The sequence below is a fragment of the Pedobacter sp. genome, assembly GCF_037719805.1.
Taxonomy (GTDB): domain Bacteria; phylum Bacteroidota; class Bacteroidia; order Sphingobacteriales; family Sphingobacteriaceae; genus Pedobacter.
In genome coordinates, this window is sequence record NZ_JBBJLZ010000005.1 from 655,020 (window position 1) to 677,716 (window position 22,697).

At 39.0% G+C, this 22,697-nt stretch carries 19 protein-coding genes; all 19 read right to left on the reverse strand.

Translation table 11 applies throughout. The features are described from left to right. Positions 1-132: 132 nt before the first annotated feature. The 19 genes from WKF66_RS19285 to WKF66_RS19375 all read right to left on the reverse strand — a co-directional run bounded on the left by WKF66_RS19285 (position 133) and on the right by WKF66_RS19375 (position 22,688). Complete coding sequence (locus WKF66_RS19285) at positions 133-1,674, reverse strand: lipopolysaccharide biosynthesis protein (RefSeq protein ID WP_489676126.1); 1,542 nt, start codon at positions 1,672-1,674, stop codon at positions 133-135. A gap of 47 nt (positions 1,675-1,721) precedes the next feature. Then, entirely contained in the window at positions 1,722-4,136 is a 2,415-nt protein-coding gene (locus WKF66_RS19290; protein WP_489676127.1) for a GumC family protein, read from the reverse strand. Positions 4,137-4,138: 2 nt separating this feature from the next. Beyond that, positions 4,139-4,945, reverse strand: a complete 807-nt coding sequence (locus WKF66_RS19295) for a polysaccharide biosynthesis/export family protein (protein ID WP_489676128.1) — start codon at positions 4,943-4,945, stop codon at positions 4,139-4,141. 354 nt (positions 4,946-5,299) lie between these two features. Then, positions 5,300-6,058 carry a tyrosine-protein phosphatase gene (locus WKF66_RS19300; protein WP_489676129.1) on the reverse strand — a complete coding sequence of 253 codons (759 nt, stop codon included), beginning with the start codon at positions 6,056-6,058 and terminating at the stop codon, positions 5,300-5,302. Positions 6,059-6,734: 676 nt separating this feature from the next. Continuing rightward, entirely contained in the window at positions 6,735-8,354 is a 1,620-nt protein-coding gene (locus WKF66_RS19305; RefSeq protein ID WP_489676130.1) for a hypothetical protein, read from the reverse strand. Positions 8,355-8,359: 5 nt separating this feature from the next. Then, positions 8,360-9,061 carry a hypothetical protein gene (locus tag WKF66_RS19310; protein WP_489676131.1) on the reverse strand — a complete coding sequence of 234 codons (702 nt, stop codon included), beginning with the start codon at positions 9,059-9,061 and terminating at the stop codon, positions 8,360-8,362. Between the two features lie 801 nt (positions 9,062-9,862). Next, on the reverse strand, positions 9,863-10,735 hold the full coding sequence (locus WKF66_RS19315; RefSeq protein ID WP_489676132.1) for a hypothetical protein: 873 nt from the start codon (positions 10,733-10,735) through the stop codon (positions 9,863-9,865). Positions 10,736-10,792: 57 nt separating this feature from the next. After that, positions 10,793-11,683, reverse strand: coding sequence for a glycosyltransferase family 8 protein (locus tag WKF66_RS19320; RefSeq protein WP_489676133.1), 891 nt, complete (start codon positions 11,681-11,683; stop codon positions 10,793-10,795). A 37-nt stretch (positions 11,684-11,720) separates the two neighbouring features. After that, positions 11,721-12,287: a WcaF family extracellular polysaccharide biosynthesis acetyltransferase gene (locus WKF66_RS19325; protein WP_489676134.1), complete on the reverse strand. Its 567-nt coding sequence runs from the start codon at positions 12,285-12,287 to the stop codon at positions 11,721-11,723. A 2-nt stretch (positions 12,288-12,289) separates the two neighbouring features. Then, positions 12,290-13,075 (reverse strand): glycosyltransferase family 2 protein, encoded by a 786-nt coding sequence (locus WKF66_RS19330; protein ID WP_489676135.1) that lies wholly within the window; start codon positions 13,073-13,075, stop codon positions 12,290-12,292. After that, positions 13,072-14,238, reverse strand: coding sequence for a glycosyltransferase (locus tag WKF66_RS19335; RefSeq protein ID WP_489676136.1), 1,167 nt, complete (start codon positions 14,236-14,238; stop codon positions 13,072-13,074). Before WKF66_RS19335 ends, WKF66_RS19330 begins: the two co-directional genes overlap by 4 nt. After that, positions 14,235-15,608, reverse strand: a complete 1,374-nt coding sequence (locus WKF66_RS19340; protein ID WP_489676137.1) for a hypothetical protein — start codon at positions 15,606-15,608, stop codon at positions 14,235-14,237. Before WKF66_RS19340 ends, WKF66_RS19335 begins: the two co-directional genes overlap by 4 nt. Then, entirely contained in the window at positions 15,605-16,855 is a 1,251-nt protein-coding gene (locus WKF66_RS19345; RefSeq protein ID WP_489676138.1) for a glycosyltransferase family 4 protein, read from the reverse strand. Before WKF66_RS19345 ends, WKF66_RS19340 begins: the two co-directional genes overlap by 4 nt. Further along, entirely contained in the window at positions 16,852-17,865 is a 1,014-nt protein-coding gene (locus WKF66_RS19350) for a glycosyltransferase family 2 protein (protein WP_489676139.1), read from the reverse strand. Before WKF66_RS19350 ends, WKF66_RS19345 begins: the two co-directional genes overlap by 4 nt. A gap of 3 nt (positions 17,866-17,868) precedes the next feature. Further along, positions 17,869-19,020 (reverse strand): acyltransferase family protein, encoded by a 1,152-nt coding sequence (locus WKF66_RS19355; protein WP_489676140.1) that lies wholly within the window; start codon positions 19,018-19,020, stop codon positions 17,869-17,871. Then, positions 19,013-20,038, reverse strand: coding sequence for a hypothetical protein (locus WKF66_RS19360; RefSeq protein WP_489676141.1), 1,026 nt, complete (start codon positions 20,036-20,038; stop codon positions 19,013-19,015). Before WKF66_RS19360 ends, WKF66_RS19355 begins: the two co-directional genes overlap by 8 nt. 12 nt (positions 20,039-20,050) lie before the next feature. After that, positions 20,051-20,641: a DUF4254 domain-containing protein gene (locus WKF66_RS19365; protein WP_489676142.1), complete on the reverse strand. Its 591-nt coding sequence runs from the start codon at positions 20,639-20,641 to the stop codon at positions 20,051-20,053. A gap of 2 nt (positions 20,642-20,643) precedes the next feature. Next, positions 20,644-21,756 carry a glycosyltransferase gene (locus WKF66_RS19370; protein ID WP_489676143.1) on the reverse strand — a complete coding sequence of 371 codons (1,113 nt, stop codon included), beginning with the start codon at positions 21,754-21,756 and terminating at the stop codon, positions 20,644-20,646. An 8-nt stretch (positions 21,757-21,764) separates the two neighbouring features. Next, complete coding sequence (locus WKF66_RS19375) at positions 21,765-22,688, reverse strand: glycosyltransferase family 2 protein (protein WP_489676144.1); 924 nt, start codon at positions 22,686-22,688, stop codon at positions 21,765-21,767. Positions 22,689-22,697: the final 9 nt, after the last annotated feature.

Here is a 22,697-nt window from a genome sequence, read left to right on the forward strand (position 1 = left end):
TAGTATAGCCTGAAAAGCCAAGTAAAAATCTAGTCGATCAAAAGAAATTAAACTGTACTTGCTTCTTTTATGTACCACTTTTTTTATATTATTTCAATTCCTAAATTGTTACACTAAAATCCGAAACCACTATCAATTCGATTTTTTTGAAAGTAGTTTGCTTGTTAATGAATGAAAAACGTTTATTATCCCTATTTTTTCAGATGATGAAAATCCAATTGTCCAAATCAGTATCAAGAAAGCTAAACCACTAATCGCAATTACAATAAAGAGGCGTAATGCGCCGGGGCCAAAGAATAAAATCGGACAAAAAGAAAGTATTAGGCTAATAAGTAATACACCAAGAGATCTCAACACAACATTAGTCAAGTAATCCTTAACAGATAAGCCACAATTTACCTTTGCAAAATATGTAAGCATAATTGAAGAACAGATTGAATACACAATAAAGACTAAGTATAGTGTAGATGGTGGGAAGCCCATTTTAAAAAATATAAAGCTCAGTACTAGAGGGGCAAAATTTAAAACCGAATTATAAATCTGAAACCGCCTAATATTACCAACTGCAGCAATTGCTGCCCCTAAATTAATGAATAACTGCTCTACAAGATTTCTTATAAGCAAAAGCCGACAAAATACTATAGTATATTCCGGAACCTGTTTTAACCATAAGTTAAATATAAATGGCATCTCAATAAGCACCGGTATATAAAACAGCATCAAAAGAAAAAAAGAAACTTTACTACCCATTAATGATGCACGCAACATACCCGATCGGTCTCCAGCACCTTCACTTTTATCGATTACAGGATTGAGTGCTTTTTGCATTGTTACCGCAAAAACACCCAGTTGACCGCTCACTTGGCCAGCTATTCCTTGAGCTGTGTTAACGATAGGCCCAAAAAAGAAGTTCATCATGATACCCTGCCCATAATTAGCTATCATACTGGTAGAGGCGCCTAGTAATGACCATGACGCAAAACCGGTAAGTTCTGTAAATATAGTCCTACTAAAATATTTTCTAATATCGATTTTGCACTCCTCATATTTTCTATGGCAGTAGATACGTCGTATGATAAGTAACACCACTGATAGTAACGCAACCAAGAAACCATACGTAACTAATTTATCAAATGGACTACTCAATAAATAAACTGCAATACCCATTTTCATTAGAGTCTCTAAAACTCCTAAAACTGAGTAAAGCAGCATGTTTTCATGGGCATTTATTACAGCATCATAAGGAACCGAAATGATAGTAAACGCAGTGCTGAAAACCATAAACTGAAATACCAATTTGGCACTATCAATTCTATCAGGAGGAATTTTAAATACTCCATGGAAAAGAAAATATCCAACCACTTCCAAAATTATCACAATGATCAACGCAATTGATAGATGTAAAATTATTGACACGTTGAAAATACTTCTCTGCTTATCAAAGTCTTGCGCACCCTGGCTAAAAGACATAAAACGTTGAGTAGCTGCGGCCATGGCAGAATTCAAGAAGGTAAGCATTGCAATAGCTCCTCCCACCAAATTAAAAATCCCAAAATCATTTACTCCTAAAGACACCAATATCAATCGGGTCGTATAAAGTGAAATAAAGACGGTCAAGCCCATCTTGGCATACAATATACCGGTATTTTTAACTATTCTATTAGCTGAACTCATTGCAGAAACTGATCCATACCTCCATCATTTAGCAATTTTTAGCTTAATTAAACAGACCTTTTAAACGGCCACCACCATCTTTTCAAATGAGTGTCCTCCTGTCCATAGCTACCGTAGCCGTAACCATACCCATATCCGTAACCATATCCGTAACCATAATAATTACTACCACCACTGCTAATGTCATTAACCACTAGTGAAACATTCTTGATTTTATTCGCTGCTAAGAGGTCTGTAATGATGTTTAGCTGCGACTTAAATGTTACTCCCTGCCTAGTCACATAAAGTGTCAAGTCAAGATATTTTTCGATTAAAAGCGCGTCGGACACTAACCCAACAGGAGCACTGTCAATAATAACGAAGTCAAATCTTTCTCTGAGCGTTGATATTAGCAACCCTAATTTCGGGTTCAACAATAATTCAGCAGGGTTCGGGGGAACCGGACCGGCAGATATTAACGAAACATTCTTGTGAATGGTGGTCTGAGTAATAATATCATCAATAGTCAGTTTTTCGGTAGCCACGTAATTTGAGAAACCATTCCTATTTTCCATGCCGATATTACTTGTTAACTTCGGCTTTCTTAAATCTAGCTCCATAAGAACAACAGTCTTGTTACCTATAGCTAAGGCATTAGCCAGATTAAGTGATATGAAAGATTTGCCTTCTCCGCTCATACTTGAAGTAATCATGATTACCTTTGATTCTTCCCCTTGTAATAAAAACTGAAGATTTGTACGCAAGCCTCTAAATTGTTCAGAAATGACAGACCGAGATTGACTATCAATAACTAAGCTGGCGCTGTCTTCAGTATGACCAATTTCGCCAACAATTGGGATATTGGTAACTGAAGTGATATCATTTTTCGTCTGAAGGCGCGTGTTAAGTAATTCCTTTAAGCTGATGTAGCCGATAGGGAGAAGTAAACCCGCCAATAGTCCTACTAGATAGAAAGTTCCTTTTTTTGGAGCAAAAGGCGCAGGGGCACTCTTCGCTCGATCAATAATTTGCGAACTGCTAAAAGTAGAAGTTCTACTTATTGCCGTTTCTTCCCTTTTCTCCAAGAGGAAAATGTACAATTGCTGTCTTAAATTTTGTTGACGAGTATAATCAAGAAATACTCTTTCTTTTTTTGGAACTTTTCTTATTTCTGATGTTATCCCGCTGTTGTCTTTAACAAGTTGATTTCTTACATTTTTTATGTTATTTTCATAAGCATTGAAACTTTTTACTAGGTTCTGTCTCGCATTTTCGATTTGTTCATCCAAATTCTTGATCAGAGGGTTATCGTCTGTATAAGCAAGCATCTCACGATCGCGTTGCATCAGCAAGGTGTTATAGGCACCAATATAAGTAGCGAATACTGGGTCTTGAACATTCAACGAACTGGGAATTATACGTTTATTCGTAGAATTGTTGACATAGCTAGAAATACTTTTAAGCACAGTCAATTGCAGTTCTGCCTCGTTCACCTTTTCATAATAGTCTGATGCGCTAGTAACCAAGGCCTGGGATTGCGTTGTAATATCAGCTAAATTATTATCTTCTTTAAAGCTTTCAATCTGCCCTTCAATACCTTTTAGGTCAGCAGATACTCCAGCCAGTTGGCTGTCAATAAAGTGTAAAGTACTATCCGCTATTCTTTTTTTATCCTCTAGGTTATCCTGAAGATATACATCCATTAACTGCTGAAGAATCTGTTCTCCTTTATTAGGAACAGAATAGGTTAAAGAAAGACCTATAGCTGTACTTTGCTTACTTGTCATCTCAGCCCCGAAGGCCCTGGAAAGTTGTCTTGCCCTCGATTCCACAGATTGTATACTCAGTGTGAATACAGAATTAGCGGGTGGTATACCGACATCGGCTCTTCTTTCAAACACCATAGTATATCCTGACAAAGGTAGTGTCTGTCCATATTTTAGGACCTTATCGAGGTTAAGTCCCTCACTTGATATATGAAAAGTTTGTTCTGTGATATCACTTACTTCAAAACCTCCAGAAAGATAGTTATCTGACTTACTAGTTATCTTTACCAAATAGGGAACCTCGTCATCTTCTAGCTCTAATGACTTTAATTTTAACTTAATCCCATGAATGACATTCAGATTTAAGTTACTTACGACTTTATTCATAAGACTCCTTGATTTCAAAATCTCAATTTCATTCTCAGCACTGGTCGAGCTTCCAAGCAGAGAACTTAAGTCCATATCTCCCATCAATCCTTTAGCTCCGGAGTTTCCAGACTTTTCGTCTTTGACTAAGATTTTGCCATCAATGAGATAAGAAATATCGGCTGTTTTAGCATATATCACTGATATAAATAAACAAAGCGATATACCAATCAAGAACAAGAACCAATTGGCGATAACTTTATCGATATAAAACTTAAGGGTTTGACCATTATCCTTTTCCTCTTCTTCTAAAAACGAGTCTACTTGTTTTGATGTATAGTTTGCTGACATATCTAAAAACGGCTAATAATTACAACAAGGAAACCCAGGACCGCAGAGCCAATTGAAATATTTCTAATTAAAGTCCCATCGCTACTGGTCACTTTCGATTTGTTCGGTTCTATATAAATTTGGTCGTTCTGTTGCAAGTAAAAGTAGGGAGATTGAAAAATATTTGATTTAGTAAGATCTAATCTGGCAGCTTGAGTCTTCCCATTCGCATTTCTACGCAGTAAAAGTATGTTATCTCGTTTGCCAAAAATAGTGAGATCACCAGCATATCCTAGAGCATCTAGTAAACTCACACGCTCATTGGGAACCGAATATGAACCAGGCCGCATTACTTCTCCTAGTACAGTAATCTTAAAGTTCGCAAATCGAACTATTATGGTGGCATCTTTGTAGTATTTAGAAGCCTTTTCAGTCAAAACTATCCTTGCCTCTTGTGTAGTCAGTCCAGATAGTTTAACACTTCCTAGGATAGGAACCGCTACTTCTCCCTGTTTATCGACAAGAAAGCCATAAGTTGTCCCTTGGCTTGGTCCACTAGAAGATGTACCGCCGCCTGTCAGTAGAGCTGAGCTTCCGCTTTGCGCATTCAAAGCATTAATAGTTGATCCTGCGGAGGGCTCAATTGTCTGAATAGCGATATACATTATATCATCAGGCTGTATTCTAGGCTCAACATAAATTGCCGTAGTCAAATCGGTCACTGCGGAAGAATCAGAAATATCTTTAAAGTATTTGTAATTTTTAATCCCACCACATGAACTTAAACAAATCAAGCCGTAAAGGATTATGAGTAAATGTGCGTAGCGCATATATTTTAACATAGGTTACTATTTATATTTCGGTTTGGATGAATTTTTAATATAATCGTATATAACAAAAAGAAACCCTAGCCCAGTCAATATTAGTGGCCACATACTGACTAAATCTTTGTAGTTTGATAACTTAAAGGCAGACCCAGTGTCAAACTTGAAGTCTAACGTCATTAAAATACTTCCAAAGCCAACTAATAGAAGGAACAGTCCCAACACGGTGGTCCTATATTTTTTTGCTTTACTTTCGACGCCAGTAGATTTCCTCCTCTTCCTCCTGTGCCTGGTTTCAACATTCATACTTATTTTATGTCTAGAATTAATAGTTCGTTATTAGAATCAAGCCGCATTTCATCATAGTCGCACGACGTCCCCAGGCAATCTCGAGTGAAAAAGTTCACGATTTTTGAAAGCATATGTTCCAATTTTTTTATACATTTCGCCTTCACGCACAAATTTGGTCAAGCTTTGTAGATGCTTATCATGGTGTAGATCTGAACCTGCTAAATCGTAGCAATCTTTTGAAATCAAGTATTCCGTAGCCTGTTTAACTTCTTTTCCATAATAGCCCACAATAGAAAGAAGGTTCATCTGAAACAATACGCCCATATCTTTCAGCCGATGGAACCGCTGACGCGCGTTATGATAAAACACGTAACGTTCTGGATGTGCAACTATCACCTTATAGCCTTCCAATTGAAGGTCGAAAATTACTTGCTCTATATTAGGGCTTTCATTTAAGTAAGACATCTCGATTAAAATATGATCTTTTGGCAGACACATTAGTCCTTCTCCAATTTCAAAAGTTTCATCAACCATGTATTCTGCCGCAGCAGAAATATCCACATCGACACCAAGTCTCGTTAATGCCTCCTTAGTTAGTTGTAACGCAGGTAAAATAGTTTGTTCAGTGTTAGGGTAGAGTTCATTAAATATATGTGGTGTACAAATAAATTTTGAAAACCCAAGGTCATTTAAGCCCTTAATTAACTTTACAGATTGATCTACGTTAGGTGAACCATCGTCAATCCCAGGCAAGAGGTGAGAATGGACATCTACACCGAGCCACTCGATGTCTGTTACTAGATTTTTCTTTTTAAAAATAGAAAACATTGGCAAGTATCAGGGTTTGTTTCAAATATGATCTTAGACTACCTTGCGGTTAAATAAAGCCTTCTATCTTTCATCACAAAAATAGAAAAATTAAATAGCATATCTAATTTAATTGCACATTATATCACAGTTCTAGCACAAATTTTCTCAAAATTAACACGAAATTAATATTGTGTACAATATACACTAAGTAAGATGTTTTTTACAAAATAATATTGCTTGCTGTTCATAATTATTTTGCATTTTTACATCGCCGAATTTAACTATTAGTATGAGCGTCAACCTCCTAAATAGGGATTAAGATAAAAAACTAAAACTTATTAAATTATTATGGCGAATGATCCAAACAATAACTGGATAGACAAGACAGTCACCTACCAAAAGTGTCCAAGATGTCCCTCTGGTCATCTAGACACCCGAATCTCAAGAGGTTTCATTGTAAAGTATCTCTTTTTCTGGTTAGATGTGAGAAGGTACAAATGCAATAACTGCCAGGCAAAGATATACCTGAGGAATAAGAGTCCAAGATAATTTTGTTCAAATCCTAAATAGTCAGAGCAAACTTTGACTCAATTGAGCCTTACGTAACAACTGGCTGATTCGTACGTAAGGCTCTTAGTTGTTGATTACCGCTACCACCAATAATCATTCAAGCGACACTCCAATTAAAGGATACCTAATTACAATCTGGTAATGGGAACTGGGCATCTACATTTAAAGTTTTAGTGCTTTCAATAAACACTGCAGTTCCTGTAATAAAGCCCGGGAACGTAAAGTTTGTCTTAGTAAACACTATCTCCGTTTTTTTCCATTGGTCGCCGTAGTAAGCCTCTACAACGTATTTAGTGTTATTTTTTACCTTAATGTCTAGCTTGCCATTTTCCATGTAAACGATATAGGAGTTCTGTAGTCCTTTGCTTTGCTCATATAACCTCACCCAGGTGCTTACATTTGCATTAACAGGCTTATTCGGACAGCTTCCTTTCAACACCATGTTTACATTTACCACGTCAACTTCTGCAGCTTGTGGCATATTTACAGTGATTGTACCTGCTGCGCATGCATCCACATATTGGGTTTCCGCAACAATGTTCCCATTCAGATCTTTTACTACGACTTTGATTCGTCCAGTCGGAACCCTAACACTCGTGCTTAATTTGTCTGCGATCGATACCATTGCAGAAGAGCTGTAACCTTTATCATTCATAAAGACCACCGAATAGCTATCATTGGTATAATTTGGAGCGTTAAACACTAGCGTCAACTGATTCGGGCAAAATGCCTGGTACCAGTCTAAGTTCCAATAGCTCAGGTGGCTTGCAGAAAAGCTTGCAGTTAGATCGCCCGCAGCATTAGAAACTAGAGTTGCATTTGATTCGAAAGCCCATTGTCCGGATTTATCATCCAAACTCCAGATCGGTATAACATCGCCAGCTTTGACCTTGGTACCAGTAACAGGGTTAAGTAGTTGCTTACTAATTCCCATTTTCACATCCAGTGGCTTAGAAAAACGCTTTACTTCCGTTCCACCAGCATACATGTCTATCGCGATGAAACCGGCCGTAGTAAAAGCAACACCACCAGCTACCGACTGTCCGTTCTCCCCTATTACGTTAGTCGCATTAAAGCCTCCGGGAAAAGCAGCAAGGGCTTCTTGTGTTTCTGTACCATAATTAACGACCCTGGTCTCTAATTTCGTTGCAGTAATTACATTGCCTCCTGCATCCAAAAACTGGGTACCTGCCGCGATGCCAATTGTAGCTTGTTCATCCATCCCTCGGTTAGCCGGCGTCTGAATAGATATTGCAGTAGCCGTAGCACCAGCTACCAGTGGGTTCTCTTGTACCTTTGCTGCCGTTCCAACAACTGGGTTAGCATATTCTATCATAGGAACCACTACTGAAAGTGGTTGATCCTGGGTAATTCTGAAAGTATGGGTTGCAGGAGTAAATCCGGGTACCTCAGCAGCTACCGTAAAAACTATGGGATTGCTTTCAGAAGGAACAATTCCTTTCTTTAGTGCAAGAAAGATCCTTCCTTCCGTTGCTGCAAATGTAGTTTTGTTTGTTATAGTTACAATTAAAGCAGCATCCTTTCCGCCAATGGTTATTGGAAAGCTTGCCGGCTGATTGCTCGCATTCTTTACCGCATTCACGAACCGAACGGCAGTAGGCGATTTTAGTACGTTTGTATTAATGTTAATGGTAACTCCTTCACCGGGATTTTTACAGGAATTCAATACTGTTATCAAAAGTAGAATCGAGGCAATTGTTAATGCGATGTCTATACGTTTCATATCCGCTATTTTGAGAGTTTGAAGTTGAAGTTCAGTTGTACTACAGGTAGAAACCGATAGTTTTTCATGTTTTCTGTGAGAATCGGCCCGTTTTGTTCGTTATCTGAAAGATATTCTGTACCAGTCATAGTAACCGTAGGAGCCGATAAATAATAAAATCCAAGGTCTAGATTGACGTTGAACCGGTGTTGAGGCAAACCACGGCCGAGACCCAGTCCTAAATAAGGAGCAAATTTTTTATAAGTGATCTCTGTAGTCAATACTCCGATTTCTTCAGGCTCCAAGGTCATCCCGTCTTGGGTAATGGGTTCACTGGGAGTCATCACTACATTCGCATCTGCTTTGAACAGATAGGCGGCACCGGCAACAATGCGCAACCAGGACAGTGCGCTGTATTCTCCAAAGAGATGCAGGTTACTGAATGTTCCTTCGATCTTATTATCCGTAGCGAGGTTATCAAAGGAGAAGCCTTCATTGATGTGGACTGAGCCATAAGAACCACCTAATCTCGCGGCAACTTTCGGCAGGAAGCTATAACGTGTTGCTAACCCGAAACCCTGCGTACCTCCATGAAGCTGGATGCTTGCATTCTCGCCCAAAAACGTTCTCAACGCATTTTTTTGCGTAGAATCCACAGGAATATTTTGAGCCTGAGCCCAGGAAATGCTGCACAGCATCACCACCACTGATAGGAAGCGTTTATTCATAGATAATAATAAATTAATCTGGCTATTCCTTTTTTTAGGTAGTAGACTGTAACAACGTAAAACTAATGGTTGTAAATGAGATAAGCAAATCCCAAAGTGGATTATTGCTGGAATCAGCCTTAAATCTTCCTTGTTAAAATCGTTACGTGCGGGCGGCTTACTGATAATGTTGTGGGTATAACCTACCTTAACCCTCTAAAAACAAGTCATTATCTTTGGCTATCGACTTGGACAGCCTTTCTGAATGAATAAGCATGTATGCAGCTACAACTAATCCGGAGAGCAACATGCTTAAAGTAAGTGGAATTAGAATTAGACAGAATAACATCTTTGAGATAAAATTCATTTCAATTATTAAAATAGTTTTCAGATTGGCATTGCCTCTACGAATATAAATCATTAAAACTATTCCAACAAGGAATATAAAATAATTTGATGAGTGTGCTGACTTCATGTTGAATCAGCAAATATTGCGCGTGAAAGGTACCACAGCGACGATACTTACCCCCAAATAATCAGCATGTTGTTGTTACCGGAGCAGTAGGTCTTGGTGTGATGTCAACCTTATGGGTACAGAACAAAAATTCATCCGTCCTCAGGAAGGCTTTGAACGCCTAAAAAAGTGTTAATTTTTAGAGAGAGCTGAACACTTCCATGGCACATGGCCGCACCAACTTGATGGCAACGCGAGCAAAGCACATCAAACCGGAAGTTTAATCATGAAGGATGGGAAAGAAAACATTACAGCAAGTCATTCAAGGAAACCTATGGTATCAATTTAAATGACCTACTTTAATCTACCTACTGCTTTAACCGTCGTAATCCTGATTTGAACTTGGTCACGAGTCGGTTTTGGATAAATCCCGTTTTGGAAAGATAAGTACCCTCCGTTAATAAGATAGGAGTAAAGGTTTCGTTTCCTTCGAGATCCTTCGCGTAACTCTTTACGTTAACGAATTGATGTCTTGCAGCACTAACTAAATGAACTGCGATAAGGTCTTTATTCGGCACAAGGTCGTGGGACGATATCACTACCTGTTTTGGATGTAAGTAATGGGTTTTAGATGTAGTTCTTGCCGCTAAAAATGCCCACATAGTTTGCTCTGCCCAAACATGAGACAACATCTGCTTTGGATAAACTGCATTAAGTGTGGATTCAATGAAATGGAGGTCAAATTGTTCTAAAGGAAAGTAATAAAAACCCGCATTAAACTTCGCCATAACATTAATTTTTACTTTCAGAAAATCTATTGGATTAAAGCTGAAAGCAACCTGATTGTCCTGCATAAAGATGGGGAAGGAAGCCAGATCGGGAAGTATAAATTTTTGTAGAAAGAAAACATCGGTATCTAAATAGATGAATTTCTCCTTATCCTGAAGCATAGTATCAAATAACTTAAAGGTCATAACGTTCGAAGCTCTGAATTCAAGGCATTTTGGATAGCCGCTTAAAGCCTGAAGTACCCGCTCTTCCCTACTTTTTCTAGTAATTACAGTGGTTTTTTTAAGACTGGATTCTAATCGCAAAATTTCTTCAGTTTTTAGTGAGCCGTCTTCAAATATTTCCAATCTCAGGTCATCGTATGAATTTGTTAAAAAACTGCTGAGGCACTCAATAGAGAAATCAAGATTGCCAGATCCTAGTAGGGTTCGTATTAGTATTTGTTTGCGCATATGCTCGGTTTTTTATAGTTTGTCTGTTTAGTTTTTTATTAGTACTAAGATTTTTAATTATTCACTGCGCCTGTTGATGATATTTTTCATAACCCGGAAATACGATCGCCGGATTTTCCAGGCCCTCTGCATGTCACCAACTGTGGTGCTAACATATTCCTTAGCCCACATGGGATTCAAATAGCTTTTCCAGACTTTATAACCATCATGAATGAAACGCCCCCCAATATCCCATGGCTTTGGGGAGCCAACGTAATGTAGAATCATCTTTTCAGCGTCAATCGGTCTTGGCCCTTCTGGATACCATGCACAATTCATACATCCAGGCAGACTGGCGGAATAGTGAGAAAATAAAGAGTTGAGTAATGTCTGGTCATGTGACACCAATTCCGTCGGATATTTCCTGGCTAAGGTAAGGCACCTTCCCTTCAGATTATCTTTTCGCCACTTGTGTAAGTCCATTAACAAAATTCCCGCATTAAAAGCAGGCGCCTCTGGCTCAAGCCCCGCGCGATCTATAAGAAACCGATGATCAAGAGCCGTAATTACAGCACCGCTGTGTACTACCCCTAAAGCCTGACCCTTCAAATCAAAATCTTTGACATACAAGACGTCTAACTCCACCACCAGATCGGCATCTAAATATAGAATCTGATCTGCTTTAACAAGCTCAGGCAATAACAATCTGCCATACGTGGTCCAGTCACCATGAAGATTTCGAAATGCACCGAACTCCTTTCTGGAATCAAAATCAATAAATTCCCAGCCTCCTGTATAATTTTCCAGTTTTAGAAGTCTGGAGATCTTGTCTTTATCATCATCAAGCAAGCCTGAACATAAAAAATGAATTGTTAATTGACTAGAGTCTGAGCAATTTCTAATTAACGACACGACAGTAACTCCAAGCCCGGCAAGTGCCAAACGATTGATACAAAATGCTATATTCATTTAGACAAGTTTTTTAGATAATTCATTAATTCAAACTTTAAAGCCATCGTGCTTTTATGTACGCTAAAGGATTTCCACTATATATACCGTTTTCTGCCAGACTTTTCGTAACTATCGAGCCTGCAGACACAATTGTATCTACCCCGATTGTTACGTTAGGCGCTATAAAACTATTGGCACCAACCCAACAGCCATCTTCCAAAATAATGGGCCCGTTTCTGTAAGGCATCGTAGGATCCAGATAATTATGATTGCCTCCACAAAGGAAAGCCCTTTGCGAAATACATACATTATTCCCGATGGCAACCGGCTCAAAGTTCAAGATAAAGACTTCTTCGCCAATCCAAACATGGTCTCCAATGCTAATCTTCCATGGCATGTGGATATTTACACGTGGTTTAATGACTACCCCAACACCTACCTTTGCTCCAAATCGCTTTAGCAAGAACATTTTCATTGCGTTTGGAAACGGAAAACTGGACAGAAAGAAAATCATTTTGGTAAAATACCAAAGAACTTCTTTAGGTTTATTAACGCCTCTGTTTAATCCAATACTCGAATTAAACTCCGCAAGTTTTACTTTTGATAGGGTACGTTTCGCCATGGTTAATCAGTCATATCTTTTTTAAGTTTCTTCTCTTCGATTAACCTAATTGCCATCATAATCTCAACCATAGTACGCTGCAAAGTATAGTGCCACCCCTTCCAGCCATTGAGAATCAAGCCCTGAACAAACAGGGAATAAAAGAAAACGATAAAGGGGGCGATAATCATATTTTTCCGAATCTTACCGCTGAATGGCAATAGTTCATTAGGAGTAGTGATCATTTTTTTTGTCTCTTTAATGGAATATCCTGCCTGATTGCTAAACCAGATGTCGAGAGACTTGCGGTCATCATGTAAAATGACTGATTTATAATTGCCCTTTTCTCCTTGAATTGCCAGGCGATGTGCATGACCATCATTATAATAGGAACCGAACTCTTTCAAGAATAACACAGGTCTCGGGGTCGTATTGTCTTTCGATAAAGGCTTGCCGAAAACCAGAAACTTGAAACTTGTCAGGTAGGCAACTTTATCTGTTTTGAGAATATACTGCTTCGTTTCTTCTATAAATTCATCTGTAAGGACGTAGTCAGCATCAATACTAAGAATCCATTTGCTGTCCATTAAGGAAAGACCATAATTACACTGCGAAGCAAAAGAGTCAAAAGGACGCTGAACAATCACTGTATTTTCAAACTCTCTGACGATCTCAAGCGTAGCATCTGTACTATAACTATCGAGGACAAGTACCTTTTCCAGCCAGGTCAGCTTTTCGAGCACCCTTTTGATGTTAGGCTCCTCATTTTTAGTCAGCACTAAAACCTGAAGTAACGATGAATTGATCATGATTTATTTATTATAATACTTTTATATATATCCTCAATCTCATTAAGTGACCTTTCTAAATTAAATCTGGAAACGTTCCTGAGCCCTTTATCAACGAACTCTTGTCGTTCTTCTGGGTTTAACGTTAGACTCTGCTGAAGAACAGCGGCTGCATTAACCGCCCATTTCACTTGTGAGTTTTTATCTATAGGCATCCGGTCAATGAGAAAAGCGGCATCCCCGGCCACCTCGGTCATAGGAGCTTCATTCGTAGTCAACACCAATGTGCCAGATGCCATCGCTTCTGCAATAGGCCAACCAAACCCTTCCGCCAACGAGGGGAATAAAAACGTAGAAGCCCCCGCATAGGCCATACAGATGCTTTTGTCTCCGATATTGGTTAAACAATGGATATCATCCTGATACGGAGAGAACTTGGATTTATTCAGCATCTCTGTCGACGGCGCTTCGCCAACCAGTAATAAGGGTAAGGAAGAACCATACAAATCCCTCCATTTGTCATAAAGCGTAATTATTCCAACTCGGTTTTTATACCACTGGTTTCCTCCAACGTGTAAGAGGTATCCAGCACTCAGGTCCAGGTTGCATAGCTTTCCAAAAGCAGCTCTAGACTCAGAAACCGAAATTGGTAAAAAGGCCTCATTTATGCCATTATAAACCATCTCTGACAATTCAGGTTTACGACCTAAGAATTCTTCCAGATCTGTTCTCGTTTTTTCAGAAACAGATATGAAGTTTTTTCCTTTCGAATATCCATTCCTGATAAATAATTGGTATTTACGTCCAGTGAATGATGTTGGGTTTTCATTTATTTCACCTAAGGCGGAGCGTTGTGCAAGAAAGTCATGGCAATGAATAACATGCGGTCTGGCAGCGATCAATGGAACATAAGGTCCCAACGCATGGTCTGTGACTACAAATAGCGTGTCTGAAGGTGAATTTCTGATCTTATATTTTGCAACTAATGAAAATATGATGTATTGGTCGATATAACCCAGCCACTTTTTGAACCGGCCGAAAGGTAGCCGGAACAAGTATGGCTTTGGAAACCATACTTTTACGGAATGACCACGAGCACTCATCCCCGCTTCCAGCATTCCAGAGAATCTTGGCATACTTTGCGATCCTAAAGACAAGGGGTGACTTACTAATACAATTCTCATAAGCCCTTTGATGTTTTGAATGAAGCAAGGACAAAGCCACTAACCAATACAGTAAATCCTAATGAAGTCGGTTGACCGAGTTGGGATTGAGCGATCATAAATATTGCAAAACTCATTAATAACCAAGGCAGAGGGTTTCTCTTACTGATTTCAGTAACTGATTTAGTTAACAATTGAAAAAGGAGCAGGAGCCTTAAAAAAATAAAGCTGAGACCTAATATCAAGCCCATTTCGCCAATCAGCCGACCCCACTCACCTTCCGTAATTAAGTAGCCGGTATTTCCTGTAAGCAACTTGGCCCCGGCATTAGTACCCATACCTAAGCCTGACCCCCAAAAAGGCAGACCTTGGTCTGTAGATAGTGCCCCTACCATACCACCTAAAAAGCGGTCTATAAATACACCTTCTAAGCCGCCCTCCATCTCATTGGCAGAGGTGAAGCGCTCCGTAAAAGCCTCAGTGGCAGTTTGAAAAAAGCTTAGGTTACTTAAACCTAATAATAACAGGGTAGTGACCGCAAAGATTGCAACTAAGCTGCCCAGAAACTTAGGATTTCGGATCGCTACAATAATAAGAAAAAATACAGATAACGCAACTTCAAATAGTATAGTACGGCTAATACTTAAGGGAATGGCAGCGAGCAGACTAATAGTCGATATCAGCAATAAGTAGGGAGGTATCTTCCTATCTTTATTATCGATCCAAAAATAAAAGATGAAGGCCGCGGTGAACCCATAAAAAAGAGAAAGTCCATTGGTAAAAGAGAAAGTCCCGGGCACTCTATAAAATCCATTGGAACCACTAAATCCTGAACCTGTTACATCTCCTGCAATTCCACGGTTTACCCAGGCCGATTGAGGACTAAAGAACTGTATAGCTACCAAAAAAGTCATTCCTATACTGATCCAAAGCAGCCATTTACCGACAGTTATTACGTCCTGACGATCGAAAATAAGGGGAATAACAAAAATGAGCGGAAAGTGAAAAGCAAAGATTCTCGCTCCGAATAGGGCGACTGCAGCGTCACCGTGCCCAAAAAATAGGGTAGTTACAAAAGCAATCGAAGTTAAAACCCATAATGCATAGACATAAATCCCAGGTTTAAAAATTCCATACCGAATGGATTGAAATAATATCCAGATTGCTATAGGATCCCTTACGATCAACAGTGGTGTAGCAAGCGCTGAGAATGTCCATTTCCTTAAAGCACCTTCAAAAATGAGCAGCAAGAAATAAGCCCATATCCCAAACTTAAGGTTTCTAAGACGCCTTTTAGAGTCAGAAGATACCTCCGGTGTTATATAACGAGGAGAATTAATTACATCCCCGTCTTCAATTGTACTAACTACTCGATTCGGTCTCACACTCATATATTTCTAATTCCCTCAACTACATTTAACGAATAATTTTCCCAGGTATAGGTCGCTGCATGCGTTTGAGCATGCATTCCCATTTCCGGTATTTTCTCCCGGTTATTTAGAAACCACTCGATTCTTTCGGCGATCTTTTCAGGAGACCTAATAGGGATTAAAAATCCTGTTTTACCCTCAATAACCAAATCACTACCACCTGTATTAGGTGTAATGATTATTGGTAGACCCTGACTCATTGCCTCCTGCATAACTAAAGCCCTACCTTCAACTATAGAGGGAAGACAAAAGACATCGCAGCTCCGCATCAATTCAAGCACTTGTTCATTTGAACGTCCTGGTTCATAGGTAAAATTAGCCAACTTTGACCTGTAAAAGTCCATCGGCGCTAATAATGAACCCATCACAACAAGCTCTAGATCGTCTCGTTTCAGTAGATCAACAGCTTCAAACAAATCGCATAGTCCTTTCCGTTGTCCCATTGAACCCGCAAAAAGTATCCGCAGTTTGCGATTGGAACTTCCGGAAGATCTTAATCCTGTATGGTCGGCGGATTCTGCTGAAGCAGGAGAACCAAACGGTGACATAATGATAGTTTTACTTTTCGCCCATTCGGGTAGGGAATCTTTTACAAAGGAACTGGCTACAATCACTACATCAGCCAATTGCAACTCTTTTGTTTTCCGTTCCAGTTTTGCAATTGAATCCCTTGTCCCTCCCCCTAAGGTAACTTCCCATTCTGGTTTCCGTAAAGCTTCCCCTTGCATAAGATCACGACCAGTCTCCCAAAAAGCAATCGGCAGTTCATAGATACATTTAATGCCTAACTTTTTTGCAGCGGTAAAACACTCGAGCGCTCCATCCTCATAACCATAAATTCCATCAACACTGGTTTTACCTTTATAGGATAAACGCTTTGAAACTTCCCGGTCAAGGCTTTGATAAACAGCATCAATACTCAACCACCCACTTTCGGGCTTGACTAACCGATGCCAACCTAATTTTGTAAACAGAAGGCGGCTTAATTCACGTAAAGGATGACTAATAATTAGACTCTTATCTATAGAAGGATAGGTACGGCGAAGCAATTCCTGTCTAATATTTCCAGGTAAATATCTTAGCCAGGTGCTTTTAGGGCTAACCGCCAAAGTGGTATTAAACTCCGATAACATTCCTGCCTTACTCAAACCAGTAAGGACTGCACGGACGTTTTTGTTGCCGGTTGGATGGAGAACTACAATGTTCATTTGTTACGTACTTTAATTGTTCTATTGAATCCAATGGCCAATTTCTTAGCTAGTGACCTTGGTATGCCAGTTAGCTTCGAAACAAACTGAATCACTTGTCCAAAGCCGTTACCATATAACCAAATCATGGCTTTAACCCTATTTGATGAAGAAAGCTGTAACAACAAGTCTGCAAGTTCTTTCTTTTCTGCTGCACTATATACATCCCAACCTAAACAATCAGCATGAGCACAGGCCTTGTCCGATTTTCTTTCTTCTAATTCAGCAGTATTCCATCCTCTATCCTTAAAGGCAGGTTCCAATGCATCTTTAAAAACTCCGTAAATTCCTTTGATCTCATCTAATTTCCTGCGCTGTCTCACTTTACCAACATCTGTCCAAACCCGGTAGGATGCCAGTACTTCGTCTAAATATACATTTCCATAGTTTGCGTCGGCGATTTTTACAGACAAATAATAATCTTCAGCAAAATTAATCGTGGTAGTCATATAACCCAATTCCTCCAATGCCAATCTTCGGAACATGACGATATTTGCAGCTACCCTATATCCTCTTGTTGCAGCTTTCAAAGCTTCAACCGAATCAACATATACTGAGTTCCGAAAGAGCCGCCTTACGCTCATTGTTTTATCATACTGATCTATCTCCTGAATGGCGACGTGCCCATAACCGGCCTCCGGATACTCCGTTAGCAATGCTGAAACCTTTTCGATAAACTGAGGGAAAATTTTATCATCAGAATCGAGTCGAAGTATTAACTCGCCAGTGCCCATTCTCAAGCAGGTGTCGACATTTTTAGAAATGCCCATATTTATCGGTTGATAGACTACCTTAAGAATAGGGATCTCAGCCTTTAATTTTTCTAAAACCAGCCTCGTGTCATCGGTACTACAGTCATCGCAAACAATAATTTCCATCGGTTTAAGTGTTTGATTAAACGCACTACGAATGGAATCTTCCACGTAGGAACATTGGTTATATGTAGGGATACAGACCGATACGGTTGCCATTAGTTATTTCAATTTGTTAATTAAAAAATTCTTTAATGCTGAGCCACTGTCGAACTGATGCGACACCAATGACCGCCAAAATTCCACTTTCCATTCCGTGTATCTTGCAATCATAAATACGCTTAAAGCAACCCCAGCAATTAAAAATAACTGATTGTTGACACTCGCCTTATCGTACGGAAAAATTGATGAATAAAGGAACAATAACGGAAGATGGAACAAATACAGCGTAAATGTACAATTGCCTAGTTTCCTGGTGAAGGTGTATGCTTTTTTAGCGAGACGCCACTCAAACACTGCCGAAATTCTACCAGAAATTCCGAACGCACTATACAGGTTTAATCCAATGATCAAAGCAAAACAATAATCTGCAAAGTAATTCCAGGAATAGAACAAATTGTAGCCAAAAGCATACTTTTCGCTACTTAGTTTAGTGAAAGGAATGATAAAAGGGTCTACTATGGCCAAACAAATAATGACCAGAGTGACTAAAAAAATAGTCAATGAAATTCTATAGGGAAGCAAGTACTTAGCTGAGATATAATATAAAAGACTTCCGATCAGCCAGGCTGGAAACAACAACAACACTTTTGGTCCTGCGACCAATAGAACTATTAATAGAACAATAATGCGCTGTTTGGCTTTTAGTAACAATGCACCTCCTAATAACAGATAGTAAATAAATTCGTAGTCAATAGACCAAAAAGGCGCATTTAAGGGAGGTGTACTCGAAAGTGTCCAGGATTGAGCGAGGAATAAGATATTTAATATAAATCGGGCAGGTAAATTGGTGGTATTGGCAATATTTTGAGGTGGCACATGACAATAATTTAAAAGAATAAACATGACCAAATAAGAAAATATTAACGATGGAATCAGGACCGAATACAACCGGCCAAGTCTAATGATCAAAAAATCTTTCATGGTCAGATTTTTCCTTGAGGCAGACATCGTTATTAAAAACCCTGATAATACAAAAAAAACAATAACGAAATAGTGTGCTGAATTATAATGTAAGCCTAGGGTTTCATTGAAAACAGTAGTTGAAAAACTCAGTGTATATCCTGAGGTCTCTGATCCAAAATGATAGATGAATACATAGGAAGCCGCAATAATGCGCAGGATTTCAATATAAAACGACCTGGCCTTATCCATTGTGCTGTAATGTATTCACGGAGTTAACAATATCATGTGTATATACTGGGTTTCTCCAGTTTAAACACTCTTTGAATCCTGCAGCGCAAAGCGGATGAAGGTTCCTGGCCATATGTAAACAGGGATGACAAGGAGCTAGTGAATTCACAACCTTTCCTTTAAACACTGGGGAGACTATCCGGGATTTTAGAACTTCCGTAAGTACCAATGTACAATTGGCAGTGGCGTATTGCAACAAATGTGAGGGGAAACTATCTGTACTCATTGTCCATCTTGCCACTTGTGACAAGCGAATGATGTCTCCTGGTTCTTTGTAAAAAGCGATCACCTTTAAGCCTGCGTTTGCAAATTCCAACAAATCCGGATCTTTGAAGAAAAAGGCATAATAGGCATCAGGCATATATTTAACAGCCCACCACATAGGCACAAATTGTCTGCTTGTACCCGTTGGATACACCAATATGCTTTGAGGTAGATTGTCAGGAATAGTCAACTCTTCTGAAACAGGAAGATTACCCATTTGCTTTTGAACGAGTAATGGGTAATCTGCTAACAGTTGTTCCAGGTATCGCTCGTAGTTAACTGACCTAAGTTTTTTTATCCCTATTACATCCAGATAACCCTGATAAAAAGTAATGTACTTTGAATCTGGCAACTGTACAAAACCAAAGAAATCCGCAATATCAAATATAATGGTGTTAATCCTGTCCTTTAGTTCCTTCTTTTTTTTGTCTTTGATGACCGATCTTTGATAAGGGGAAATGAAACGTTGTCCACCTAAAATTGGCTTCAAGAGATCTTTAATGCCTAAATGTGTGTAAGTCAAATCAACTTTCCCCTGAAAATCACTTACTATGGTCAACCGGTCGCCAAAGGTAAATTCTGCTAAGTCGCGTAAAAATGCCGGAACACAGATTCTGAACTTTAGCCCGGGTAATAATTTAGCAAATGCATAGAAGCTCACCAGACGCATCCAAACATCACCATTACCACCCTTTGTTGAATCTATCGTTATCATAGTTACTAATTCTTAGCTATTGCTTTTCTTGTACAGCTGTGGATTAAGACTCGGGTCATTATACATTTTAAACTGACGATAAACCTTAAATTTTAACTTTCCGGAGACTAATTGCTTTAAAATATTTGTCAGGCAATTTGATAAATCAGTAATTTGTTCATTCAAGACATTTACCCTGGAAAGGCACTTTGATTTATGTTCAGCACTTGCGCCGTCTCGTAAAGTCTCCTCCTCCATATGGTACCTTTTAAGCTGCATAATAGACAAGCGGTCGATCATCATACCAGGAGTTTCAGAATGCAAAGTATTAGCAGTTTGAACACCTGCTAACTCCAGATAATTTAAGATCCACTCATCGATTTTCTCCATTGCATTATTTCTAGCCTGGTTGTATTGGTCAATGCTTCTTTTAGCCTGGACGATCCGCATAGGTTCAATATCCTGTATCCTGGCAATATCTTCCTCATGCCACAATTTGAAATTGTATTGATTGTTCTCTTCAATAAATTTCCATGGAAGGCTTTCTTCTTTGTTTGTTAATTCCAGGTGCCAGTCAGCAATTTCCGACTTCTGAAGGCTGAGAATGTTATTTACGTCTATCATCACTAATTGGTCTTTAAAAACTTTACAAATTTTAAGGCGATATAATCAACTCCCCATTTATGCAGCGGCCGCGAATGCAGGTAATTATTATAGGATATAATTTCACTTTCGAACTCCGGGATCTCATCAGAAAATGGCAACAACACCTTTACGTTATGAAGTCGCATTGCCGCATATACTCCGCTTTTTCCAATATGTTCCAGGGGAGTGCAGGAAATTCCTGTATCTAAAAGTTGAAGGGTAGAAGATATCTTCTCCTCAGGAAGCTCTCCCAGTAAATGAAACTCAATTTTCGACTCGAAAAGAGATTTTAACTTATTAAACTCACCTACGTCCTCTATCTTTCCAAAAGATAAGAAAATCAGCGTCTTGTTAAACGACTTGGCTTTAATAAGCTCTTCATTTATTACACTTTCGAAATCAAATCCTTTATGTAGCCTTCCAAATATCCCCAAAATAGTATAATCGTTCCGGTTGAGAGCAGTAATAGACAGTTTATCAAATAATTCCTGCTCAAAGTTCGGGCAGGTAGTGATTATTGGGATATTGCTAAAAAGGGGTATAACGGAAGTTGGGATATCTGCCTTTGCCAATACCATTTGGTATAGTCTATTAGACGTGGAGACCTTTTCAGGGTTCACAGATTGAAACACCAGTTGAATAACCTTTCGTTGAAAAAACCCTACTATCTTATGTTTTAGAGGAGAAAGACCGCTTATTCCCAACCAGGTTTCATGGAACATAATGTGCCAACGCCAGCGCTTACTGATCTGCTTTAAGCTTTTGGCAAATTGATAAGGAATTCCTTTAGGCTGAAATGAATAAGCTACATATTGAAGACTAACCCAGTCCGGATTGAAAATATTTAAGAGTCTATCTAATTTCGCTATGCGATTCTCCCAAGTTAACGTAGAAGGAAAGCGTACCACTTCTATTTCCTGATTAGCATTTATAATTATAGATTCTAAGCGCTCGGCAGTGATGTGATCATTTAGCGCCACGATTTTCACTTCATGTCCCTGATTAACCAGCTCCAGGCCAAGTTTCCGGGTATAATCCCCAACTCCATCTTTCCCGATCTCAAGCGAACCACAGAGAAACATTACTTTTTTCATAAAGGCTGCTATATCAAACTTTTAACTAGGCGGGTTGGAAAATAAAGAAGCAAATTCTGTATCACTTTTATATGTCCTTTTTTAGACGGATAGTATGGACTGTTAAGCAGACTTTGTGCCAACTCAGTATTTCCTTCTCTTAAACAATTATTTATCGCTGGTATTATTTTATGAGCAATTAAGTCAAACTTTAATGCTTCATATTTTTCAGGAACTTGGACTGGAATAATATTGTTAAGCATATAATGCAATTTAAGGCCTCCAGATGTCTCTGAACCCGGATGAACTCTATAATTTGCACATCTTGAATCAATGTACTCAAAAACTCCTCCACTTACAGCAATCTTTAGGAATACTTCAAGCTCAGGAGTGTTTAATATTGGATCAAAAGGGTGTTTTAATAATAAAGTCCGCCGGATTATCGAAGAAGACATTGGAATAGAATTCTTTAGAACCGATTCTATTGGATCCGCTAGTATTCCTATTGGCAATTGCGAACGATAGTATTCTATGCTCATCTGTGTTGACAATTCAGGCAAAATTTCCCCATCCGGACCTATAAAGTTCTGGTCAGTAAAGACTACGTCCGCATTCGAATTGGCAAGATTTGCAACCACACGTTCTAGATAATCTATTTCAAGCGTATCATCATCGCCAATTATAATGGCATAATCTCCTTTCGCTATCTGCGCCAGTACATTCCAATTCCCAGCTAATCCAACATTTTGTTCATTGACATGATACCTTACTCTTGGGTTTACCAAAGCAAGCTGAGTACACCAGACATGGATAGCAGGGTCGGGACCAGTCATCTTTGGATCCAGAGAAACACAGATCTCATAGTCCTGATAAGTCTGTCTTAAAATTGACTCAATAGCTATTTGTAAATAATTAAGTCTGGAGTAGGTAGGAATGCAAACAGAGATTAGCATATTAAATAA

What these genes read in the sequence shown, in the direction of transcription:
- WKF66_RS19360 (WP_489676141.1), bottom strand. Translation starts at nt 20,038, where the DNA reads ATGATAACGATAGATTCAACAAAGGGTGGTAATGGTGATGTTTGGATG.
- WKF66_RS19285 (WP_489676126.1), bottom strand. Translation starts at nt 1,674, where the DNA reads ATGAGTTCAGCTAATAGAATAGTTAAAAATACCGGTATATTGTATGCC.
- WKF66_RS19345 (WP_489676138.1), bottom strand. Translation starts at nt 16,855, where the DNA reads ATGAACATTGTAGTTCTCCATCCAACCGGCAACAAAAACGTCCGTGCA.
- WKF66_RS19315 (WP_489676132.1), bottom strand. Translation starts at nt 10,735, where the DNA reads ATGCGCAAACAAATACTAATACGAACCCTACTAGGATCTGGCAATCTT.
- WKF66_RS19290 (WP_489676127.1), bottom strand. Translation starts at nt 4,136, where the DNA reads ATGTCAGCAAACTATACATCAAAACAAGTAGACTCGTTTTTAGAAGAA.
- WKF66_RS19375 (WP_489676144.1), bottom strand. Translation starts at nt 22,688, where the DNA reads ATGCTAATCTCTGTTTGCATTCCTACCTACTCCAGACTTAATTATTTA.
- WKF66_RS19350 (WP_489676139.1), bottom strand. Translation starts at nt 17,865, where the DNA reads ATGGCAACCGTATCGGTCTGTATCCCTACATATAACCAATGTTCCTAC.
- WKF66_RS19365 (WP_489676142.1), bottom strand. Translation starts at nt 20,641, where the DNA reads ATGATAGACGTAAATAACATTCTCAGCCTTCAGAAGTCGGAAATTGCT.
- WKF66_RS19320 (WP_489676133.1), bottom strand. Translation starts at nt 11,683, where the DNA reads ATGAATATAGCATTTTGTATCAATCGTTTGGCACTTGCCGGGCTTGGA.
- WKF66_RS19340 (WP_489676137.1), bottom strand. Translation starts at nt 15,608, where the DNA reads ATGAGTGTGAGACCGAATCGAGTAGTTAGTACAATTGAAGACGGGGAT.
- WKF66_RS19325 (WP_489676134.1), bottom strand. Translation starts at nt 12,287, where the DNA reads ATGGCGAAACGTACCCTATCAAAAGTAAAACTTGCGGAGTTTAATTCG.
- WKF66_RS19330 (WP_489676135.1), bottom strand. Translation starts at nt 13,075, where the DNA reads ATGATCAATTCATCGTTACTTCAGGTTTTAGTGCTGACTAAAAATGAG.
- WKF66_RS19300 (WP_489676129.1), bottom strand. Translation starts at nt 6,058, where the DNA reads ATGTTTTCTATTTTTAAAAAGAAAAATCTAGTAACAGACATCGAGTGG.
- WKF66_RS19370 (WP_489676143.1), bottom strand. Translation starts at nt 21,756, where the DNA reads ATGAAAAAAGTAATGTTTCTCTGTGGTTCGCTTGAGATCGGGAAAGAT.
- WKF66_RS19310 (WP_489676131.1), bottom strand. Translation starts at nt 9,061, where the DNA reads ATGAATAAACGCTTCCTATCAGTGGTGGTGATGCTGTGCAGCATTTCC.
- WKF66_RS19295 (WP_489676128.1), bottom strand. Translation starts at nt 4,945, where the DNA reads ATGCGCTACGCACATTTACTCATAATCCTTTACGGCTTGATTTGTTTA.
- WKF66_RS19305 (WP_489676130.1), bottom strand. Translation starts at nt 8,354, where the DNA reads ATGAAACGTATAGACATCGCATTAACAATTGCCTCGATTCTACTTTTG.
- WKF66_RS19335 (WP_489676136.1), bottom strand. Translation starts at nt 14,238, where the DNA reads ATGAGAATTGTATTAGTAAGTCACCCCTTGTCTTTAGGATCGCAAAGT.
- WKF66_RS19355 (WP_489676140.1), bottom strand. Translation starts at nt 19,020, where the DNA reads ATGGATAAGGCCAGGTCGTTTTATATTGAAATCCTGCGCATTATTGCG.